Origin of the sequence: Streptomyces sp. AA4, from assembly GCF_000158875.1 — a bacterium.
In the GTDB taxonomy this organism is placed as follows: Bacteria; Actinomycetota; Actinomycetes; order Mycobacteriales; family Pseudonocardiaceae; genus Amycolatopsis.
In genome coordinates this window covers 6,239,423-6,259,334 of sequence record NZ_GG657746.1, presented here as the reverse complement: position 1 = coordinate 6,259,334, position 19,912 = coordinate 6,239,423, and the positions used below count along the sequence as shown (strand labels likewise).

Below are 19,912 nucleotides of genomic sequence, written 5' to 3'. Positions count from 1 at the left end.
CCGTAGCCGAGCGGTCGCGAATTGCTCCACTGTGGACGGTTTGGGCCCGCTGGTGCTGCCTTAGGTACTCCTGACCGCCGCTCGGGCACTGTTCCCGAAGCGCCGACCCAGCCGAGGTGATAACCCGCGACGGCGAGGTCGTCATCGCGGCACGCGGCGCCAGCATCACGCGCACCGGGATTCGGCCCGCACCTGCCCAGCGTTCCGGCCACGCCGTTCGTCCAGGTCAGGATTTGCGAGCGATGAGCACGCCGTTGGCAGCAGGCGCGGCGAAGCGTTCCACGCCGGTGACGGTGAGGCCGACGTCGTGGATCCATTGGGAGTACTCGGCGACGGTGTAGTTGCGGCCCCAGGTTTCGACCAGCATGTTCAGGCTCATGAGCGCGGCCAGTGGCGGGCCGGTCTTGTCGTCGTCGACGAAGGACTCGCAGACGAGCAGTGTCCCGCCGGACGGGAGAGCGCGGGCGCAGACGTCCAGAATCCGTCGGACGTCGGCTTCCTTCCAGTCGTGCAGGACGTTCGACAGCAGGAGGGCGTCGTGGTCCGGTGGCAGGGCATCAGCGAAGAAGTCGCCGCCGACGAAGCCGATCCGGTCGGCGAGATCGGCTTTCTCGACCGGTTCGCGGGTCAGGTCGCAGACGAACGGCAGGTCGAACACCGTCACGTGCAACCGCGGGTAGCGCCGGCACAGCGCGATGGCGAACGCGGCTCCGCCGCCCCCGACGTCCAGCAACCGGGTCGTCGGGCTGAAGTCGACAGCCTCGGCCAGGCGGGCCGCGCCGTAGGCGGACGCCGAATTCATGCCGTTCCAGAAGGTTTCCACCATGACCGCGTCGTCGGGATCGAACAGGGACTCCTGCTTTTCGGGGTCCCAGGTGGTCGGGTGGTTGCCGCGCACGGAGTCTTCGAATCGTTGATATGCCGGGTATTCGTGCCGGTCCACGACTTTCACCCAGGCTCCGAAGTAGCCAGGTTTGCCCTCCACGAGGTACTGCTCGGACAGCGCGGTGTTGCGATAGCCGCCGTCGCTCTCACGGCTCAGCAGGCCGAGTGCAGCGCAGGCGGTGAGCACCAGCTCCGCGGGCCGGTGCTGGATGCCTTGCCACTGCGCGAAGTCGTCCACCGTCGTGCTGCCGCCGCCGGACAGCCGGATGAACAGTCCGACCTTGTCCGCGAAAGCGAGCACTTTGAACGCGTATACCCCGGACGTGATTTCCATCAGGGGCAGGGGCGTCACCGTCGTCTCGTCCTCGATCATCACCTGTCTCCTTCCCTTGGGCGAGCCATGTGCGAGCCGCTGAGACGTCAACCCGCGAAGATGCTGTCACCGCGTGCGGGCGCGAAACGGGCTTGGAAGAACCGGAGGTGCCGCGGCTCGTGGGTGAACCGGAGCCCGCTGACGATGCGAGCACGGTCGGCGTGCAGTTCGATGACACCGTCGGCCACGTGGTCGAGGTGGCTTCGGGTGTAGACGCGGCGAGGGACGGCCAAGCGCAGCAATTCCAGGACGGGGAAACGGTTTTCGCCGGTGACGGGATCCCGTCCTGCGGAGACCGCACCGCGCTCCACGCCCCGGACGCCGGTTTCGAGGTAAAGCGCGGCATTGAGGGTCTGCCCGGGGAACTCCTGCCGCGGCAGGTGCGGCAGGACCGCCAAGGCGTCGAGGCACACGCAGTGGCCGCCGATCGGCCGCACGACGGGGACACCGGCTTCGATCAGGCGGTTGCCGAGATAAGCCACCTGTTCGACGCGCGCGGCGATGCTGCTCTCCTGCACGGATTCCGCGATGCCGCAGGCCACGGCCTCCATGTCCCGGCCGGACATGCCGCCGTAGGTGTGCAGGCCCTCGAACAACAGCACCAGACCGCGGGCTTGTTCGGCGAGGTCAGGGTCACGGACGGCGAGCCATCCCCCGATGTTGGCGAAGCTGTCCTTCTTCGCCGACATGACCGCTCCGTCGGTGAGCGCGCAGATACCGCGCAGGATCTCCGCGACCGATTTGCCGCTCCAGCCGGGTTCGCGCTGTTTGACGAACCACGCGTTCTCCACGGCGCGGGCGGCGTCGAGGATCACCGGGATGCCGTGCCGCGTGGCCATCTCCCGCACTTCGGCGAGGTTGTCCATGCTGATCGGCTGTCCGCCGGCCATGTTGACCGTCGCGGCGACGGACACGTACGGGATGGCGTCCGTCCCGTACTCGCGGATGACCGCTGCCAGCTTCGCCAGATCGACGTTGCCCTTGAACGGATGTTCCGAACAGGGGTCGTGTGCCTCGTCGATGACGACGTCGTGGAAGGTCGCCCCGTTCAGTTCCTGATGCGCGCGGGTGGTCGTGAAGTACATGTTGCCCGGCACGTGGGTGCCCGGCCGGATGAGGCATCGGGACAGGACGTTCTCGGCCCCGCGCCCCTGATGCACCGGGATGACGTGCTCGAATCCGTAGTAGGTCCGGACCGCCGTCTCCAGCGCGTAGAAGCTGCGCGCCCCGGCGTAGGCCTCGTCCCCGGTCAGCATCGCCGACCATTGGCGGTCGGACATGGCGTTCGTGCCGGAGTCGGTGAACAGATCGACGTAGACGTCCTCGGAACGCAGCAGGCACGGGTTCCACCCGGCGCTCCGGACGGCCGCCTCGCGCTCGTCGCGGGCGATGCGGGTGATCGGCTCGACCATCTTGATGCGCCAGGGTTCGGCGGGGTATCCGGTCATCGGCTGCACTCCTGTGGCTCTAGGTGACGGTGGTCCACGTCCCGCACCCGACGGCGGTCCTCCGCGCCGATGTGCCGACCTGCGGTGCCGGGCACGACGTGCTCCATTCCCGTTCACGAGACGGTGTCCTTGATGGACTGGGCGATTGCGCGCTCTCGTCCGGACCGTCGCCCGGTTCGGAGAGAAACCTCCGCCCGCGACGCATCCTGCCGCTGCGCACACTTCGCTATGCCAATCGACGCGGTGGAGCCTCGGCGTTCTACCGTGAAACCGCCGCGGCGAACACGGTGATCCATGACAATGAAACGATCTGCATTTCATTCCGCCTCCATCCCACTATTCTCGCCGAGCTCCTCGCGTGTCAACCGCGGCCAAGAAGTCCGGTCCATCTCCACCCGGCCGGCGCAAGCACCGTCGTCCGCGCGGCCAGTCCGTCGAACCGGCAACCCCGAACGGCATGGTTCCGGAGAATATTCCATTTATGAGGCAGCTGGAAAACAGGCGTCACCAGGCTGTGTCCGCCTGCGTCCTTCGAGGTGAGCTATTTGCCTGACGCACGTCCAACCCCGCGGATTTGTTTGCGTCAGGCAAAAGGATCGCCGAAATGAAGATCCCCGCGGTTCTGCCGATCTTGCGGATCTGGGCTGATCGAGTGGACGTCTCGAACGAGGCGCCGGCCGAGTTGACGAATCGGGAGAGGGCTAGTATCCAGAATTCACCAGCATGCCGTGAAAACGCGTTGATCGATCAATGCCTGGCGGTCTTTCGTCCAGGGCTCGAAGTTTCCGTGCGCCCACCGGCGTGGCTGTTCACCCGGATCGTCACCGCCGGCACCCAGCTGGACCAAGCCCACCTTCCCGCGGGCACCACCTCCGGTGCGGCCCCTGCGTCATGCACCACCGGCCGGGCGTGTTCGCCGACCCGGACACCTTTCACCCCGGCCGGCGGGACCCGGTTCCGCGAAACTCTGCCGCGCGGCGCCTTCCTTCCCTTCGGCGGCGGTGCCCGCAATGCCCCGGTGATCAGTTCGGCTCGACCGGGTCGCCCGCGACCATCGCCAACCGGTGGCGCCTGGAACCGGTTGGCGACAAGCGAGTGAGCCCCGCGGCAGCCACCGCGATGCGGCGACGCAACCTCCGGATGCGGGCTGTCGAGAGCAGAGCGCGTCACCCCTGCCGAGCCGCGCGTTGCTTGCCCGGCGGTCCATTTCGACGACCGCGAACCGAGACTCACGAGGCCTCCGTGCCTGACTGGAAGGCAGCGGTGGACGACGCCGCACCGTCCGCCGGCCTCGCCGCGATCCAGGTTCCCGGCTTTCAGTTCCCGCGGTCGGGCGCGTGCCGTCCCGAGGTCGTTGCGGTCGAGCGGAGGATGATCGCCTGGGGACAAGACCGCGGACTTATCCCCACCGCCGAGTGCCGGGACCGGATCGCCCGCACCCGCGACGGTTGCCTGGCCGCGCGGTGCTGCCCGCACGCCGATGCCGAGCTACGGTAGGTCGTAGCCGCTGTTTTCGGTGGCTTTCCTCGCCGACGACCATTTCGCGGACCGCGTCGACACTCTCGCCCCCGCTGCCTTGACCGATCGGACCGCGCTGATCGATGTCCTCGACCACGACCGGACCCGGACGTCTCCGGCCTATGGCGAGGCGGCGCGGCTGGACGTGTGCCGCCGTCTGCGCGCACGGCTGTCGCCGGAGCGTTTCGACCGGTTCGCGACCGGCATGCGCCTCTGGGCAGCCACCGCGGGACTGCGGATCCTCAACGGCCTCCAGCCGGATCCCGTCAGGGCCGGCGGCGACGAGACGATCCGGCGGCACACCAGCGGCATGGCCCGTGCCGGGCCTGTCCGACACCGCGAACAACGCCCCGTCGCCGCCGAGCAAACCATCACCCGGCCGTTCACCGGTTACGCATGCACGCCAGCAGCGCGGTGTGCTGGTCCAACGACATCCAGAGCCTGCCGATCGAGGCGCGGCAGCCTGGACAGTTCCGCGACATCGTCACCTGCTGCGCCTCTCACGGCCGAACCTCTCCGCGAAGGCAATTCGCCGCTCCCGGGGACCGCGGCCGTTCTCCGCACGGGTGGGCGAACGCACCCTCATTGGGCCGTGCAGGTCCTGGACCGGGCGCGTCTCGGGTCGCAGGGGAAAGGGCGCGAGCTGGCTTTCCCGCGATGGGACTGCAGCCCGTTGCACCCGGCGCAGGTCACGGACGTGTCCTGCGGCCTGTCCCGCCAAGCCGGGCTGCCGCCGATCCGGCTGCACGCTCTCCGCCACGGCGCGGCCACGCCCTGGCGGCGGGTGTGGAGAGGAAGGTGGTGCAGCGGATACTGCGCCATTCCGCGGTCGCCGTCACCTCCACCACTGTCGGCTGCGCGCGGCGAGGTGGACGGATGAGGGAGGCGGCGGGCCGACGGGAGCGTCCGCCGCACCGTCGCTGACCTGGGCTGTTGCCCGGGCGGAGCGGAAAGGGGACCCCCCTGAAACGGGGTCTGAACGCCCTGCTAATCTTTTCCACGTCGCCGAGGGAAACTGCGGCGGCCGGAAGCACCAGGCGCCATTAGCTCAATTGGCAGAGCAGCTGGCTCTTAACCAGCGGGTTCGGGGTTCGAGTCCCTGATGGCGCACCCTCACTCCCCCAGGTTCGAAAAGTTTTCGACCTGGGGATTTGTGCTATCTGGAAGCACTTCTTCCGGTTGCGGACTGTCCATCGTGGTCTCCTGCGCGCCCGAGGGAAGCCCGAGAGCGCGCCCTGGGTGCAGACGCGTCTTGCGGGGATAGCTCCGGCGAGTTCGCGGGCGGCGTCGGCGGCGGCTTCCCGGGAGACGTTGGGCAGAGATCCATCGTCACCTTGATCGAGGAGTGGCGGAGCATGTGCTGGATCACCTTCATGTCCACCCCCGCTCCCAACGCCAGCGTCGCGGCGCCGTGCCGCAGCCCGCACGACGTGATCGGCGGAAGACCGGCTTCCCGGATGAGGCGAGCGAACTCGTCCGCGACGTCCGCGGGATGCAGCGGACTGCCGTCAGGGCACGTGAAGAGCAAGTCGCTCTCGACCCAATCGCTGCCGAGCCTCGCCTTCGCCTCGTCCTGACTGGCCAGGTGCGCCCGCGGCACCAGCACCGTGTCCGGGTCCAGCGCGACAACGCCCTCCGACGACGGGTCTTGGGCTTGCTCTGCCCCGTTTCCTGCCCGTATTGCCCGATCGGGTTCGCCGCCTCCAGGCTCGCCGCGTCCAGGAACGTGTCCGAACAGCGCTGACCGCGAGCCTCGTCCCGCCGCAGCCCGGCGTAGGCAATCAGATGAAACAACGGATACAGCGGATGATTCACCGCCGAACCGAGGAACTCCCCGGTCCACACCATCACCGGATACGGGACTTCCCCGGTCTCCCGCCAGAGCGCGACACGTTCCGGAGTCCACAGCCGCGGCCGCGGCCGCACCGCAGGAGGCAACTCCACCAGCTTCGCCACGTTTACCGACAGCAACCCCTCCTTCACCGCAGGACTCAAGATCGCCCGCAACGACTCCCGGATCCGGTGCAGCGACGACGGCCCCACCGGACGCTGCCGCTTCACCGCGGCGATTTCGCGCGGATCACCGCTGGCGCGGTACTCCGCGATCACCTCGTTGTGGTCCACGATCGCCTCGAACATCGCGTCCAGATGCCCCACCCGCACCCGGTCCCGGCGGACCTTCCCCAGATGCGGCCGAAGATAAAGCCGCACATGCGACTCGTACGAGCGGTACATGTTCCGGCTCACCGTGCGCTTCTACCGCGCCAGGAACGCATCGAACACCTCGTCCATGAACGGATGCTCCAGCACCGGCGCCGCCCGCATCAACCGCCGCACCGACTCCACCTCCGGCAGCGGTTGCTTCCGCGCGATCACCGGCGCGACAAGGTCGCCGATCTTGCGCAGCGTCTCCTCGTCGTCCTCCTCCGCGATCACGAGCAAGTCCCGGATCCGGCCGAGGCCGGTCTCGGCATCCGTCGCACTCTCGTAACCGCCGCGACGACGCGGACGCCGGTCGCCCGCCGCATCAGGCGGCAACTCGATACGGAAGAACCACTGCCCGTGCCGCTTGTTCCGCAGCTTCGGGCACTCGCCGCCCAACGACTTCCCCTTCCGCGTCCCGGCACGAACAACGCCGGAACACCGATCCTTTCGCGACAGGCACGCCGCTCCCCTCTCGTCCAGGTCATCGATACTCGCGCTGCGACCCGCGCCCGGGGAAGCCCGAGCCGGAGCGAGATCACCGCATCAGGTGATCGACGCCCAGCAGCCGCAGCAACCCCGTAGCCGGAACTCGATACACACCGCCCACCCGCAGAACAGGGCAAGGGAACGAGCCAGTGCGGGCCAGCGCATAAGCGGTAGTCCGCTGGTCATCCCCTGCACGTCGACAGTCATGCCTGTTCCTCGCCGAGGCCGAGCCGGCGCACCGCCACCCGATGGCTGTCGGGATCGAGATCGATGCCGATGAAACGGCACCGGTGTTCTCGGGCAGCGAGACCCGTGGTCCCGCTGCCCGAGAACGGGTCCAGCACCGTCCCTCCGGGCCAGCACCCCAACCGCACGCACCGGCGGGCGATCTCTACTGTCCCCACGGCCGGATGTCCCGCCCCACGGGTGGTGCGCGATCGGCTCCGGCGCGACCGTGCGGTCCACGCTCCCACGCATCCCGGCCTGGGTCACTCGTCGACGAGCACGAGCGCCACCCGGTCGACCGTCCCGCAGGGGTCGCCCGCTAGGTCTGCTCGGCCAGTGGTGCTTCTGCAGCGCGACCGCATCGAAGCCGTCCGCCGCGGCTTCACGAAGGACGGTGCCGGCGCACCCAGTCTGTCCAGCGGTATCCGGAATGCCCGCCGGCCCACGCGTGGGCGGCCAACCCTTGCGAGCGGACTGCGGAACCGTCGACGTCGTCGAGGGAAAGCCTTCCAGCAGGGGCGCTCAAATCGGTTTCTGCGCCCTGCGCAAGGGGCCAAAACGGTTCCTCAAGCCAAGCCCCGGGCATGCCAGCGAGCAAGGAGTGCCGGCGGCCCCGGAGCTGGCCTCGCTGAGCAGAGATCTTCGTTCGATCCTACTTCTGCCAGCCGATGTTCTCCGGGGAGGTGGTGAAGAACCGGCCAATGCCGCTGTTCGCCAGGCCATTTTTGACCGCGCTGATCCCGACCAGGTTGACCGTCGGCAGGACACCGTAGGTCTTGAGCGCTTCCCTTTCCGCTTCCGAAGCCTTCGCGAATTGCTCCTCCGCGGTCGGCAGAGCGTTCACCGCCTTCAGCTTCGGATCGAGGGCTGGAGAGTTGACTCCGGACTTGATCAGCTGAGAGTCCGAGCAGTAGAGCTGGCAGAGATAGGCGATGCCGAACGGATCGCCCTGGGACACCCCGGAATAGTAGATGTCGAACTGCTTTCCATTGATGATTTTGGAGAAATCGCTGCTGGGCGTCTGCCGGATGTCGACCTTCACCCCCACGTTCTTCAGCATTGCCGCCAGGCCGCCGGCAACCGCCTTGCCGATCGCGTCGTCTCCGGTGTTCACGTAGCTGATCTGCAGCGGCGTCCCGTTCTTGCTGCGGATCCCGTCCGGGCCGACGGCCCACCCGGCCGCATCTAGATCTTTTTTGGCCTGGTCAGGGTTGTAGGACACGACTGAGGCGATGTTGTCGTGATACCCCTTCTGGAAAGGCAGCAGGAGCATCGAACCCGCCGGGTCCGCGCTGTAGTCGAGTCCTTGAAAGTGGAACTTGGCGATCTGCTTGCGGTCGATGCCTTCCATGATCGCCTTCCGGACCCTGACATCGGACAGCGTGGGACTGGTTCCGTTGAGAGTGAAATAGTCGACCTGCAGCGTCGGCCCCTTGCGGAGTTCGGTGCCCGGCTGCCCGGTTACCTGGGCGAGCTGGTCCTTGCCGTTGACCGCGACCGCGTCCAGCTGGCCGTTCTTGAACGCATTGATCGTCGCCGCCGAATCCATCTGCAGGAACGTGCGAGTGTCGAGTTTCCCCTTCTTTCCCCACCACTTCGGGTTGCGTTCGAATACTACGGCGCCGTTGTGCTGGTCATACCTCGCTACCGTGTAAGGCCCGGCGCCCCACTCGGGATGGGGAGCGTTGACGTAGCCCTTGTTGAACACGTCGGGGCTGAGCGCTTTCGGGTGCAGCACGGTGTTGAACAGGCTTTGCCACCACAGATTGACACCGGTGAAGGTGACCACAGCCTGGCGGGTGTTCACGCCCTGGGCGACAGAGGCGATGCGGTCGTAACCGTCGGTGGAACCGGCACTGTAGGCCGGGTCCTTGCCGTTGCTGGCCTTCCACGCAGCCTCGAAGGCGGTCCAATCCAAGGGCGTGCCGTCGTTGAAAGCGGCCTTCGGGTTGATCGTGTAGGTGATCCTGGAGTTGCCGCCGACGATGTCGGCTTTGACGTCAGTCAGGTAGTCAGGATTGTAGACCGCGTCGCCGTCCGCGGTGAACGTGATCAGCATCGGGTTGTACCAATTCCACACGCTACGGGTGTAGGCCGTGGAATCGGCTTGCCAGAGGTTGAACTGCGGGGAGATCTCCGGCAGCGCGGTGGTGAGCGTGCCGCCGTCTTTGACGTTGTCATAGGGCTGGGGGTTGTAGGCGGCCTTGCCGGCCATCGACGCGGCGCTTTCGGCGGTCCCGTTGCCGGACCCGCCGCCGCACGCACTGAGCACGACCAGTGCCGCGGCGGCCGCGGCGATCGCACCGGCATTCCTCAGAACTCGCATGGCTGAAACTCTCCTCGGGTAGTTGGCAGGACGACCGGTCACGGGAAGTGGCAAGCGGCGACATGCTCGGTGCCGTCGTGGTCGCGCAACGCGGGCACCTCTCGCAGGCATCGTTCCCGCTGGCTGTTCGGCAGGGACCGATGCTTCGGGCAACGGGACGCGAACGCGCAGCCCGCCGGTGTTTGCGCCGGGCTGGGCAGGTCGCCGCGCAGGATGATCCGTTCCCGGCCGCGTTCGACCTGAGGGTCGGGAACCGGCACGGCCGACAGCAACGCCTGGGTGTAGGGGTGGCGGGCGTCCTCGAACAGGACGTGCGCTGGACCGGTTTCCACGATCCGCCCCAGGTACATCACGGCGACGCGGTCGCAGACGTGCCGCACGACCGCGAGATCGTGCGCGACGAACAGATACGCCAGGCCCAGCGCGGCCTTCAGTTCGTTGAGCAGGAAAGATGACACCGGCCTGCACGGACACGTCCAGCGCCGACACCGGCTCGTCGAGCACCACGAGGTCGGGGCGAGTCGCCAGGGCGCGGGCGATGCCGATGCGCTGGCGTTGCCCGCCGGAGAACGCGGCGGGGAACCGATCACGATGCGACGGGTCGAGCCCGACCAGCGTCATCAGCTCCGCGACCCGGTCATCGATAACAGCGCGCCGGTGTTCCCCTTGGGCGGTCAGGGGTTCGGCGAGGATCGCCGCGACGGTCATGCGAGGATCCAGCGAACCCATGGGGTCCTGGAACACCATCTGCACCCGGTGCCGCAACTGTCGGCGCGCCTCCCGGCTCGGAAGGCTCGCGACGTCGACACCGCCTACCCGCAGGACGCCGTGCTGCGGCGCCCGCATCCGCATGATCTCCAGGAGGGTGGTGGTCTTGCCGCAGCCGGACTCGCCGACCAGTCCCAGCGACTCGCCGTGCTCGATGCGGAGGTCGACCTCGGTCATCGCGTGCACCGTGCCGACCCGGCGTTTGAAGACCGAGCCCTTGAGCAAGGGAAAGGTTTTGCCGACTCCTGCCAGCTCGACCACAGGTTCGCGGGGATCGGCGGGGATCCGCGTCGTCGTCGCGGCGGCTGGCGGGAGACGGGGATAGACGTCGGCATCGCCCAACCGGCCAGCGACGATCTGGCGCGCGCGGACACACGCGGCGGTATGCCCGGAGACGACCTCCGTCCGCACCGCGGCAAGGTCTGGTTCGCGGTCGCCGCAGTCGGGCACGGCGATCGGGCAGCGCGGCTGGAACGGACAGCCCTGGGGAAGGTCGACCAGGGACGGCGGCATGCCCGGAATGGGAGTCAACGGCCCGCGACCGGCGGTATCGGCGCGCGGGACCGCGCCCAGCAGGCCGATGGTGTAGGGCATCTGGGGCGCGGTGAACAGCTCGTCGACAGGCGCGGTCTCCACGAGCCTGCCCGCGTACATCACGGCGACCTCGTCGGCGGTGCCGGCCACGACGCCCAGGTCGTGGGTGACCAGGATCAGGGCGGCACCGGTCTCGGCCTGCGCGACCCGCAGGACGTCCAGGATCTGCGCTTGCACCGTAACGTCCAGGGCGGTCGTCGGCTCGTCCGCGATGATCAGCCTGGGATTGTTCGCGATCGCCGCCGCGATCACCACGCGCTGGCGCATGCCGCCCGAGAACTCGTGCGGGAACGAACGCGCGCGCCGGGCCGCGTCGGGGATGCCGACCAGGTCCAGCAGTTCGACCGCGCGCCGCCGCGCCGCGGTCTTGCTGAGGTCTTGGTGGATGCGCAGGGCTTCCACCAGCTGGTCACCCACGGTGAAGATCGGAGTCAGGCTGGACAGCGGGTCCTGGAACACCATCCCGATGTCGCGGCCCCGGACCGTCGACAGCTGCCGGTCGTCCAGAGTCAGCAGTTCGCGCCCGCCCAGCTCGACCGAGCCGGACACGGTGGCGTAGTCCGGCAACAGCCCCATGACAGCCATCGCGGTGACTGACTTGCCCGAGCCCGACTCGCCGACGATCCCCAGCGTTTGCCCGGGTTTCACCTGAAGGTCGACGCCGCGGACGGCATGGACCCGCCCTGCTTCCGAGGGAAAGCTGACTTGGAGGCCGCGCACTGTCAGCACCGGTTCGTTGCTGGACATCATCGGCCTCCACCCACCCGCGAGGTGGGGTCCAGAGCGTCGCGCAGCCCGTCGCCGACCAGCGCCATCGAGACCGTCAACAGCGTGACAAGCGCGGCGGGCGCGACGAACAGCCAAGGCGCGCTGGAGATCGCGGTGGCGCCGTCGCCGAGCATGGTGCCCAGCGAGACGTCCGGCGGGTGCACGCCGAACCCGACGAACGACAGGGCGGTCTCGCTCTGGACTGTGCCGACCACGCCCAAGGTGAACGTGACGATCAGCAGCGACCCGAGGTTGGGGATCAGGTGCCGGGCGATGATACGCGCCGGCCGCACGCCCATGAACTGCGCCGCCCGCACGTACTCCCGTTCCCGCAGCGAGGTGGTGAGCGACCACACCACACGAGCATTGAACATCCATCCGAACGCGGTGAGCACCACGATCAGGACCCGCCAGTCCCCGCCCGCGGACTGCGACACCAACGCCAGAATCAAAAAAGCCGGCACCACGAGAAGGAAGTGCACCACGCCGAGGATGGCACGTTCGGCGAGACCGCCCAGGTAGGCGGCCGCGGCCCCGACCAGCGCGGAGATCACGGTGGTCAGCAACGAGACGCTGATCGCGATGATCAGCGACCGCTGCAGGCCATGCACCGCCTGGGCGTAGGTGTCGTTGCCCGCGCCATTGGTGCCGAACAGGTGCTCAGGCGACGGCTCAGCCGACAAACTCGCGAAGTCGACGTCGCTGTAGCTGTAGGACGTGAACCATCCGCCCACCAGCGCGAAAACGACCAAGGCACCGAAGAGGCCCAGACCTGCCACAGCCGCACGGTTGCGGCGAAAGCGCCGGAAATAAAGCTGTCCGCGGTTCAGCGGCTGCCCTCGGACGAGCCCGCCCGGTGCCGCCAGACCGGAATCGTCGGCCTGCGCCCGGCCGCCCGGTGCGCTCGTCATGATCCGCTCACCCGCACCCTCGGGTCCAGCGCGACCACCGCGATGTCGGCGAGGATCGCGCCGACCGCGGTCATCAGCGCGCCGAACGCCGCCACGGCGACCGCACCGTGAACGTCGTTCTTGCTGATGGTCTGCGTGAAATACTGGCCCATTCCCTGCCACGCGAAAATCGTCTCGGTGATGACCGCGCCGGTGAACAATGCCGGGATCGCGAACGCGAGGGAGGTGGCGACCGGGATCAACGACGTGCGCAGCCCGTGCCGGCGGATGGCCTGGGAGCGGGAGAGGCCCTTGGCCCGCGCCATCCGCACATAGTCGGAGTTGATGGTGTCCAGCAGCAGCGAACGTTGCAGCAGGTGGTATCCGGCGTAACTGACGACCGTCAATGCCGCCGTCGGCAGCACCAGGTGCCGCAGCCGGTCGCCTACGGTCGGCCAGAACCCGTTGACAGTGGGCGACTGGGCTCCCGCTACGAACAGCGCCGTCGCGCCAATTGACTGGTTGAGCCAAATCGCCACCAGCACCACAGCCAGTGAAGCGACCACCATCGGCGTGTTCAACGCGAGGACCGACAGCCCCTGCCAGACTCGGTCGGCGAGGCGATACTGCCGTGAGGCGGTATAGACGCCCAGCCCGATGCCGATGAGCGCCGACAGGACCAGCGAACCCAGCACGAGCTGCCCGCTGACGCCGATCCGGAACCCGATCTGGGCGTTGACGCTTTCTCCCACTGGCGATCTGCCCCAGTCCCAGTGCTCCACGATGCCGGTGACCCAGCTCCACCAGCGCCGCAGCACAGGCATGCCGGGATCCAGGTTGTACGCGGCCAGCGACCGGGCGATCTGCTCCGGCGTGCGGGGCGGCCGCATCTCCAGGTAGTTCGCGCGAGGATCCAAGAACGAGGTCGCCAAGAAGTACGTCAGGTTGGTGGCGACGACAATCATGCCGAGCCAGACCAGCGCCTTGCGGACCAGGTATCTCACCACCACCAGCGGTCCTCCTGCACTTTTCGACCAGCTCGCGCCCGACACCGCCCAGACTTCGCCGACGGCGGCCTCCGGCGCAATCGCCGAGAGTCGCGCGACGAGACGTGGACGGGAGGCGCGAGTTCCCGGAATGTCTGCTCGGCGTCGTCGGCGAGTCCGCGCTGCTGCTGCCCCTTTGCGGTTCGCTGCGCCGGCCCGGCTCGGCCAGCACGCGAATGAAGACCGTGCGCTACCAGCCTTGCCTGTTCCGGTGCCCTCGCCACGGCGGCACCGAGGCACGACACGATGCCCCGCTCCGCCAACTGGATTGTGCCGTGGTCAGCGATCGGACATCGCGCTTGGTACCGAGCCGCGCCTGCCGGTACCCGACAGCTTCGCGCGCACTTCGCGGCATCGATCACGAAAACGCGCGATTCAGGCAAGGGATCGCTGACCATCGGGAGATGCTAGACCGGGCCGCCGCGTATTCCACACGATGAAGTGCCGGTCCGGACGATCTTCACGGCAATATAGTGAACATTTACCCGCGTCCAGATCGGTGAATTCGTGTGGTTCCCATTCCGCTGAGCTCGCGGCGATGAAATGCCGCCTGGCCCGGCCAAGGCATCGTCGACCCCTGGCTCGGCGGTTTCAACGTGGGCACCGAGCCGCGGCCAACAGATCAGGACCCATTGCCGAAGGGCGGCCGGCCGTGCTTGACCAGCACGTCCGGGACCTGGTGGGGGCGCCCCGGTCGCGGCGATCACCGCTGCCGACGAGGACGGGCCGCACGGAGCCACGGTCCGGTCAGCTCGCTAGCCTCGTTTTCCCTCCGCCCAACCTTTCTCCGGGCGCTGGACCACCGGTCCCGGCTGCTGTCGTGGATCCAGGCAGCCGGGCGCTTCGGCGCCAACAGCCTCGACTGAGGCCAAGACGATCTCGCGACCGTGTTCGCCCGGCCGGGTGCGGAACCGGTTCGCCACCGCGTCGGGATTCCTCTCGTCCGGGCTGCCTCGGCTCGGCGAGGTGGCCGGCTTGGCCGTCTGCGAGTCGCTGCGGACGGCGCCCGCCGGGGATCGCTTGCTGCTGATCAGCCAGGTCGCCCATTCCGCCTCCGAGCCGCTGCCTCCGCTCGTGTACGACCACCCGCACCGTCGACGCGCACTCCCGGTTCACCGCGCGGCCACCAACGCCGGTCGTCGACCACATCGCCGTCCGTTCCCGTTGAACGGCAACCCAAATCAGGAGAATCCGTGACCGCCGCGCACACTGTCGTGCCCACCGCCGAGGAACTGGTCGCCCGCGTCCGTGACCTCGCGGCATTGCTGAAGAGCAACGGCGCCGAGGGAGAGAAGAACCGGCGCGTCGCCGAGGAGAGCATCAAGGCGCTCATCGACGCCGGACTGTTCCGGATCGCAACACCGAAGCGGTACGGCGGCTGCGAAACCTCGCTGCGCACGATGCTCGACGTCTCCGCCGCGGTCGCCGAAGCCGCCGGCGGCACCTCCTGGGTGGTGACGCTGACCAACGCCATGTCCTGGGTGGTCGGGCTGTTCCCGGACCGTGCGCGGGACGAGGTGTTCGGTACCGACCCGGACGCGAAGGTCTCCGGGGTGCTGACGCCGACCGCCGAGGCCCGGAAGGTCGAGGGCGGGTGGCGGGCCACCGGCAAGCGATTCTGCAACTCCGGCTCGCTGCACACGACCTGGGCCGGCCTCCCATCCCGGTCACCGACGAGACCGGAGCCGCCGTCGACCAGGGCACGGCACTGATCCCGCGCGTCGACCTGACGCTGGAGGACACCTGGCTTGTTGCCGGCCTGCGCTCGCCGGGCAGCAACTGCATGGTCGCCGAGGAGGTGTTCGTGTCCGAGCACCGCGTCATGCGGATCCCGCCGGCGATCACCGGCGAGCACCCCACCGAGCACAAGGACGAGGCCCTCTACCGTTCCGCGCTGGCCCCTGTGCTCGCGCTCGTGCCGGTCGGCCCGCAGCTCGGCAAGGCCGCGTTGGACCTGGTGGCCGGCAAGGCAGCGAAGAAACCGCTCTTCCACACCTACTTCACCGCACAACACGACTCGGCCGGCTTCCAGCTCCAGATCGCCGAAGCGGCCCTCCTGCCGGACACCGCCCGGCTCGTCGCCTTCCGCGCGGCCGACGACGCCGACCACGCGGCCGCGCGCGACGAATACCCGGACTACCTCACCCGTGCTCGCGTGCGCTCGGACACCGGCTACGTTGCCGACTGCGTCGCCCGCGCCATCGAGATCCTGCTGTCCGCGCACGGTGCCGGTTCCTTCGCCGAGGTCAACCCGCTGCAGCGGATCCGGCGCGATTCGGCGACCGCCGCCCGGCACGCCAACGTCTCGCCGACAGTCGGCTACGAGGTCTACGGCAAGGCGATGCTCCGCGTCGCCGACTCCGTCACTCCGCTCGTCTGAGGAACCCGCATGGCCGAGCCCTTGTGGATCCCGGACCCGGCAGCGCAGCCACGGATCACCCGGGTCGCGGCGTTCACCGAAGAGCACCACGGCGTCCGGTTGCACTTCGCAGCGGACTGGTACCGCTTCGCGTCTCGCAGCCGCGTCGAGAAAACGCGGCCGCTGCACGAGGAGGCGCCGGCCGTGCGACTTCGACACGGGCATCTGCGAATGGGTCAGCGGGCTCATTCACCACGACGAATCCACCGAGGCGATCACGCACAACGTTCTCCGCCGCTTCGGCGGCCCCTCATGAATCGCCCGCAAAGCACGCGACGAAGGCGAGCGCGGACCGGAGGGCTTGCGTGAGTTTTCGCGTCCGAAAGCGGCGGTGCGGCAACGATTCACCGCACCGATCATGCCGGTGTCCTTCACTCGCAAAGGAATCCACCGGAACTGATCACCGTCCTGAACGCCAAGCGCTGAGGATACCCGGTGAAATGACGAGGAGCCGGAGTGCGGCTTCGAGAGTATGCCAAGCAGTCCGGTGCGAGGCTCATGGAAATCGTCTGTCGCCACGCGGTTTCGCGGCCGCGTACCTGGTAGCCGGGGAAGCGGTGGCCGTCACGGCGAGCGCTCTGTTCGGCGGGGCTGTCCGAGCCCAATCATTCGGTCGCCCGGGGATGAGGGGTGCCGATCGAGCCGTTCAAGGCTCGCGTGCGCAAGGTCTGGCCGAGCTGGAAGCACGGAACACCTTGCGCACGAACGGGATCTCCTGCGGCAATTCCTTCCGGCCGGCAGCGTTGTGCGGTGGATGGCGCTGGTGGCAGCGGACCAGGCCCACGGTCTCGAACGGTCAGAGCCAGCCGTAGTGTTTGGCGATCCGGATTGCGTCGGTGGAGTTGCGTGCCGAGAGCTTCGAGATGATCCGGGTGATGTAGTTCCGCACGGTTCCTTCGGCAAGGTGCAGTTGGTGGGCGATGTGCGGGGGCGGGGTGCCGGTAGCGGCCAGCTGGAGAATGCTGCGCTCGCGAGGAGTGAGCGGGTTTTCGCCCGCGGCCAGCGCGGCGGAAACCAGGTCGGGGGAAACGACCCGCTTGCCCGCGTGGACGCCGCGGATGGCCTCGACCAGCTCGGCCGCCGCGACGCCCTTGGGAAGGAACCCGCTCACGCCGAGAGTGAGCGCCTCCCGGACGACGCCGGGTTTGTCGAGCGAGGTCAGCAGCAGGATCCGCACCGCGGGGAACTGGGCACGGATCCGGGAAGCCACCGTGAGGCCGCTGACGTCCGGCAGTCCGATGTCGAGAATCAGCACGTCCGGCTTCAGGTTCCCGGCGAGTTGCGCGGCTTCCTCGCCTCGTTCGGCTACGCCGGCCACTGTGATGTCGCGCTCCAGCTGGAGCAAGGCCACCAGCGCGTCGCGGAGGACTCGCTGATCCTCGGCGAGTGCGACCCGGATCACCATACGTTCGCCTCCTGTCGGGTCCAGGATTCTCGGGGGCCGCCCGAACCGGATGGCAGGGCAGGCAATCGGACGTCGGCCGTGGTCCCGTCCGGCGACGCGACGGCCGGCCGGATCCGGAGGGCCAGCCCGGCAATGCCGGGAAGCAGGAACGGGAAGCAGTTCGCGGCCGTCGATAGACCGGCGAGCAATCCGTGGCTCAGGGTGAAGCAAGCGAACACGCTCGTCACGCAAACACCCATGAGCACCGGGATGAGACTCCACGCGGCGAGCCTGGCCCCGGGCCCGTCCGACCAGATCGTGCCGGCCGTCCTGGCGGCCGGATGCAACAGTGTCCTGAGCATGCGTCCGGTTTCCCGGTGTTCCGCGCGGCGGCGCCGGCGCGGGCGAGGCGGAGTGCCGACGGCCGCTGACGACGTGCTGCCACCGCGGGTTACGGCGGGGAATCGCACGGCCGATCGGCCGTTCTGCTGCCCGCCGGTCCGGGCGGGGCCGGTTGCCCGCCACGAGGTTGCCACTTTCACCGAGCCCTTTCTTCGTCAACCCGCCCTCCCCGGCTGGCCGTGATTCCGCGGCCCGGCGCATGCGGACAATTTCATACTAGAGGCAGGACCGGCGCACTCTGCTCGGTCCGGCGCTATCCATTCGGGTAGTTTGAGGTGCGGCAACGGGGGTGCGCCGGGGTTCGGATGCCACTTGCAGTAGTCATTTCCGGCGCTGTCCGTCGACGGAGCCGGCTGCTGGGGCCACTATCGCGCGCCGACGGGCCGACCGCCCGCGATCACCTGACCGGCGCAGTCCTTCCAGGGAAGGTCGCGGCCGCGTCCAGCCCGCGCCGGCGTGCTGTCCTGAACCCGGAGGGCCGGCCGGCGCCGCGAGCGAGCCGGGTCTGGCCCGAGGCGTCCGGCGATCGCGATCGAAAACGCGCATCAGGCCCGGGCACGGCAATTGAAATTATTCCCGAGGTTTGCGTGAAAATATCACGCAATGGATCGGTACAGCTTCGAAACGAGCGCGGCAGGCTTGTCAAAAGAACGTAAATCAGCCCCCATTGTGTGTGGGTCCGCGGCGTTTTCTTCGGCATAATCCGGATAAAGCGGCGGAACGCGGGACGCGCGGCAGTCCACGAATGGGGTCAGGCGGCAGGTTATGGGACGGACCAACGATGTGGTGCTGTGGGAATGCGGGACGAGAGTCTACGCCGGGCATGACGTGTGGCGTGCCATGTCGTCGGCCGCCGCGTCGCGGTCGCGCCGGATGCTGGTGGTGAGCGCGGGGTTCGCCGCGGCGAACTTCCACGTAGTGGAGGCGCTGCGGACGTACTTGCGCATCACGGTCGACCGGGTGCAGCTCGTGCAGGCTCCGGCCACGGTCGGCAAGGTGGAGGAGCTGGCCGGGTTGCTGGACCGGGCCGGGGTCGAAGGAGTGGTGGCGGTCGGCGGATCTTCGGTGCTGGACCTGACGAAGCTCGCCTGCCGCCAGCTCGCCGACCAGCGGACGGTGCCGACGGTGCGCGCCCGCGGCGCCCGCCGGGGCGTCATCGGCCTGCCCGAGGCCTCGCCCGCGCAGCTGCACCGGACCTTCGTCCCGACGACGATCGGAGCGTCCGCCGCGGTGCGGCCGTTCGCCTCGGTGGTGCTCCGGGGGCATCCCCGGCTGGTGGAAGGCCCGGGACTGGTCCCGGACGTCGCCGTCGTCGACAGCACTTTCACCGAATCGCTGCCGCCCCGGTCGATCGTCGAGGGGATCACCGCGTCGCTGGTGCGAGCGGCCGACTGGTTTGTCGCCGACGAGGGCGCCAACGCCTTGAGCGACGCGGAAACCCGGACCGCGGTGACCTTGCTCGTCTCGCTCGGCATGCGGGCGGGGGAAGGCGGGTTGAGCGCTCCGGACCTCCTGCTCGCCAGCTACGCGGACATGGCCCAGTTCGGCCTTCCGTTCGCCGGGCACCAGATGGCCGTCACGGCTACCGGGGCGGTCGCGGCCGAGGTGGCTTCCGAGCTGGGCGTCACTCCGAACACGGCGCTGACCGCGGTGGCGCCGGTCCTGTGGCAAGCGGTCGACGACGGCGACATCCGGCTGGGAAGCCGGGCCCGGCTGCGCCGGGTGTGGAGCTGGATCCGGGCCGCCGGGTCGGAGAAGTGGCCCGAGGAACCAGGCCCGGGTGTCGCCGCGATGTTCCGGTCCTGGAATCTCGAGTCCGGTCTGGCGTGCGACGCCGCCGCGGCGTCGGCGGTGGGGGTACGGGTGCACCGCTTCTGGGCGGGCAATGTAGCCGCGCTCGCCGGGAGATCGGCGCCGGACCTCGCCCAGTGGGTCAGCGCGGCCATTCCGGCCGCGGTCCACCAGTGAGCCCGGGGCGCGCCGGGCAAAGACGGGCAAAGTGAATATCTCACCAGGCAGTCATTAATGCCGCCACCACCCGGAAGGGGGTAAAACGCCGTTCGTCTTGCTCCGATCGAGCGGCCACGATCATACTTCCGGTAGTGGTTTCCCGTGCTTCCCGGCGAAGAACTCGGCTCTTCGGCCAAGTCCGGGCGATTGCGCATCGCACGTAAT

General features: G+C 68.4%; 14 protein-coding genes, 1 tRNA gene and 2 pseudogenes. 7 read left to right on the top strand and 10 right to left on the bottom strand.

Annotated features, from left to right (window positions below; all coding sequences use genetic code 11):
• Window positions 1-226 precede the first annotated feature (226 nt).
• Together SSMG_RS28545 and SSMG_RS28540 are read right to left on the bottom strand one after the other, a co-directional pair.
• Entirely contained in the window at window positions 227-1,258 is a 1,032-nt protein-coding gene (locus SSMG_RS28545) for a methyltransferase (RefSeq protein ID WP_009081756.1), read from the bottom strand.
• Window positions 1,259-1,305: 47 nt separating this feature from the next.
• Complete coding sequence (locus SSMG_RS28540) at window positions 1,306-2,706, bottom strand: tryptophanase (RefSeq protein WP_009081755.1); 1,401 nt, start codon at window positions 2,704-2,706, stop codon at window positions 1,306-1,308.
• A gap of 604 nt (window positions 2,707-3,310) precedes the next feature.
• Here SSMG_RS28540 and SSMG_RS45655 point away from each other — a divergent pair.
• The 4 genes from SSMG_RS45655 (at window position 3,311) to SSMG_RS28530 (ending at window position 5,334) form a co-directional block, all read left to right on the top strand.
• The gene (locus tag SSMG_RS45655) at window positions 3,311-3,805 is read left to right on the top strand and encodes a hypothetical protein (RefSeq protein WP_158688111.1); all 495 of its coding nucleotides are present in this window, start codon (window positions 3,311-3,313) and stop codon (window positions 3,803-3,805) included.
• A 143-nt stretch (window positions 3,806-3,948) separates the two neighbouring features.
• Complete coding sequence (locus tag SSMG_RS28535) at window positions 3,949-4,203, top strand: hypothetical protein (RefSeq protein ID WP_158688110.1); 255 nt, start codon at window positions 3,949-3,951, stop codon at window positions 4,201-4,203.
• Between the two features lie 168 nt (window positions 4,204-4,371).
• The gene (locus tag SSMG_RS47765; protein WP_353611777.1) at window positions 4,372-5,148 is read left to right on the top strand and encodes a terpene synthase family protein; all 777 of its coding nucleotides are present in this window, start codon (window positions 4,372-4,374) and stop codon (window positions 5,146-5,148) included.
• 113 nt (window positions 5,149-5,261) lie between these two features.
• Window positions 5,262-5,334, top strand: a tRNA-Lys gene (locus SSMG_RS28530).
• 46 nt (window positions 5,335-5,380) lie between these two features.
• Here the strand turns inward: SSMG_RS28530 and SSMG_RS47760 are convergent.
• The 7 genes and pseudogenes from SSMG_RS47760 to SSMG_RS28495 all read right to left on the bottom strand — a co-directional run bounded on the left by SSMG_RS47760 (window position 5,381) and on the right by SSMG_RS28495 (window position 13,496).
• Complete coding sequence (locus tag SSMG_RS47760) at window positions 5,381-5,824, bottom strand: tyrosine-type recombinase/integrase (RefSeq protein ID WP_353611805.1); 444 nt, start codon at window positions 5,822-5,824, stop codon at window positions 5,381-5,383.
• Between the two features lie 656 nt (window positions 5,825-6,480).
• Window positions 6,481-6,825 carry a hypothetical protein gene (locus tag SSMG_RS28520; protein WP_009081750.1) on the bottom strand — a complete coding sequence of 115 codons (345 nt, stop codon included), beginning with the start codon at window positions 6,823-6,825 and terminating at the stop codon, window positions 6,481-6,483.
• Between the two features lie 293 nt (window positions 6,826-7,118).
• The gene (locus tag SSMG_RS43855) at window positions 7,119-7,388 is read right to left on the bottom strand and encodes a DNA methyltransferase (RefSeq protein ID WP_199786010.1); all 270 of its coding nucleotides are present in this window, start codon (window positions 7,386-7,388) and stop codon (window positions 7,119-7,121) included.
• A gap of 404 nt (window positions 7,389-7,792) precedes the next feature.
• Window positions 7,793-9,106: pseudogene (locus SSMG_RS28510) on the bottom strand (ABC transporter family substrate-binding protein); the annotation flags it as partial.
• A gap of 398 nt (window positions 9,107-9,504) precedes the next feature.
• Window positions 9,505-11,578 (bottom strand): annotated as a pseudogene (locus SSMG_RS28505) (dipeptide ABC transporter ATP-binding protein).
• A complete protein-coding gene (locus SSMG_RS28500; protein ID WP_286157070.1) occupies window positions 11,575-12,510 on the bottom strand; it encodes an ABC transporter permease in 936 nt (311 codons plus the stop codon). Before SSMG_RS28500 ends, SSMG_RS28505 begins: the two are co-directional and overlap by 4 nt.
• A complete protein-coding gene (locus SSMG_RS28495) occupies window positions 12,504-13,496 on the bottom strand; it encodes an ABC transporter permease (protein WP_199841096.1) in 993 nt (330 codons plus the stop codon). The genes SSMG_RS28500 and SSMG_RS28495 overlap by 7 nt, the downstream gene beginning before the upstream one ends.
• Before the next feature lie 1,229 nt (window positions 13,497-14,725).
• On the opposite strand from SSMG_RS28495, the gene SSMG_RS47245 reads away from it, so the two are divergent.
• Together SSMG_RS47245 and SSMG_RS28485 are read left to right on the top strand one after the other, a co-directional pair.
• Window positions 14,726-15,244 (top strand): acyl-CoA dehydrogenase family protein, encoded by a 519-nt coding sequence (locus tag SSMG_RS47245; protein WP_199841095.1) that lies wholly within the window; start codon window positions 14,726-14,728, stop codon window positions 15,242-15,244.
• A complete protein-coding gene (locus SSMG_RS28485) occupies window positions 15,127-15,912 on the top strand; it encodes an indole oxygenase (RefSeq protein ID WP_009081741.1) in 786 nt (261 codons plus the stop codon). The genes SSMG_RS47245 and SSMG_RS28485 overlap by 118 nt, the downstream gene beginning before the upstream one ends.
• Window positions 15,913-16,747: 835 nt before the next feature.
• Here the strand turns inward: SSMG_RS28485 and SSMG_RS28480 are convergent.
• Entirely contained in the window at window positions 16,748-17,356 is a 609-nt protein-coding gene (locus SSMG_RS28480) for a response regulator transcription factor (protein WP_009081734.1), read from the bottom strand.
• Window positions 17,357-18,502: 1,146 nt separating this feature from the next.
• On the opposite strand from SSMG_RS28480, the gene SSMG_RS28470 reads away from it, so the two are divergent.
• Window positions 18,503-19,705: an iron-containing alcohol dehydrogenase gene (locus SSMG_RS28470; RefSeq protein WP_009081730.1), complete on the top strand. Its 1,203-nt coding sequence runs from the start codon at window positions 18,503-18,505 to the stop codon at window positions 19,703-19,705.
• Window positions 19,706-19,912: the final 207 nt, after the last annotated feature.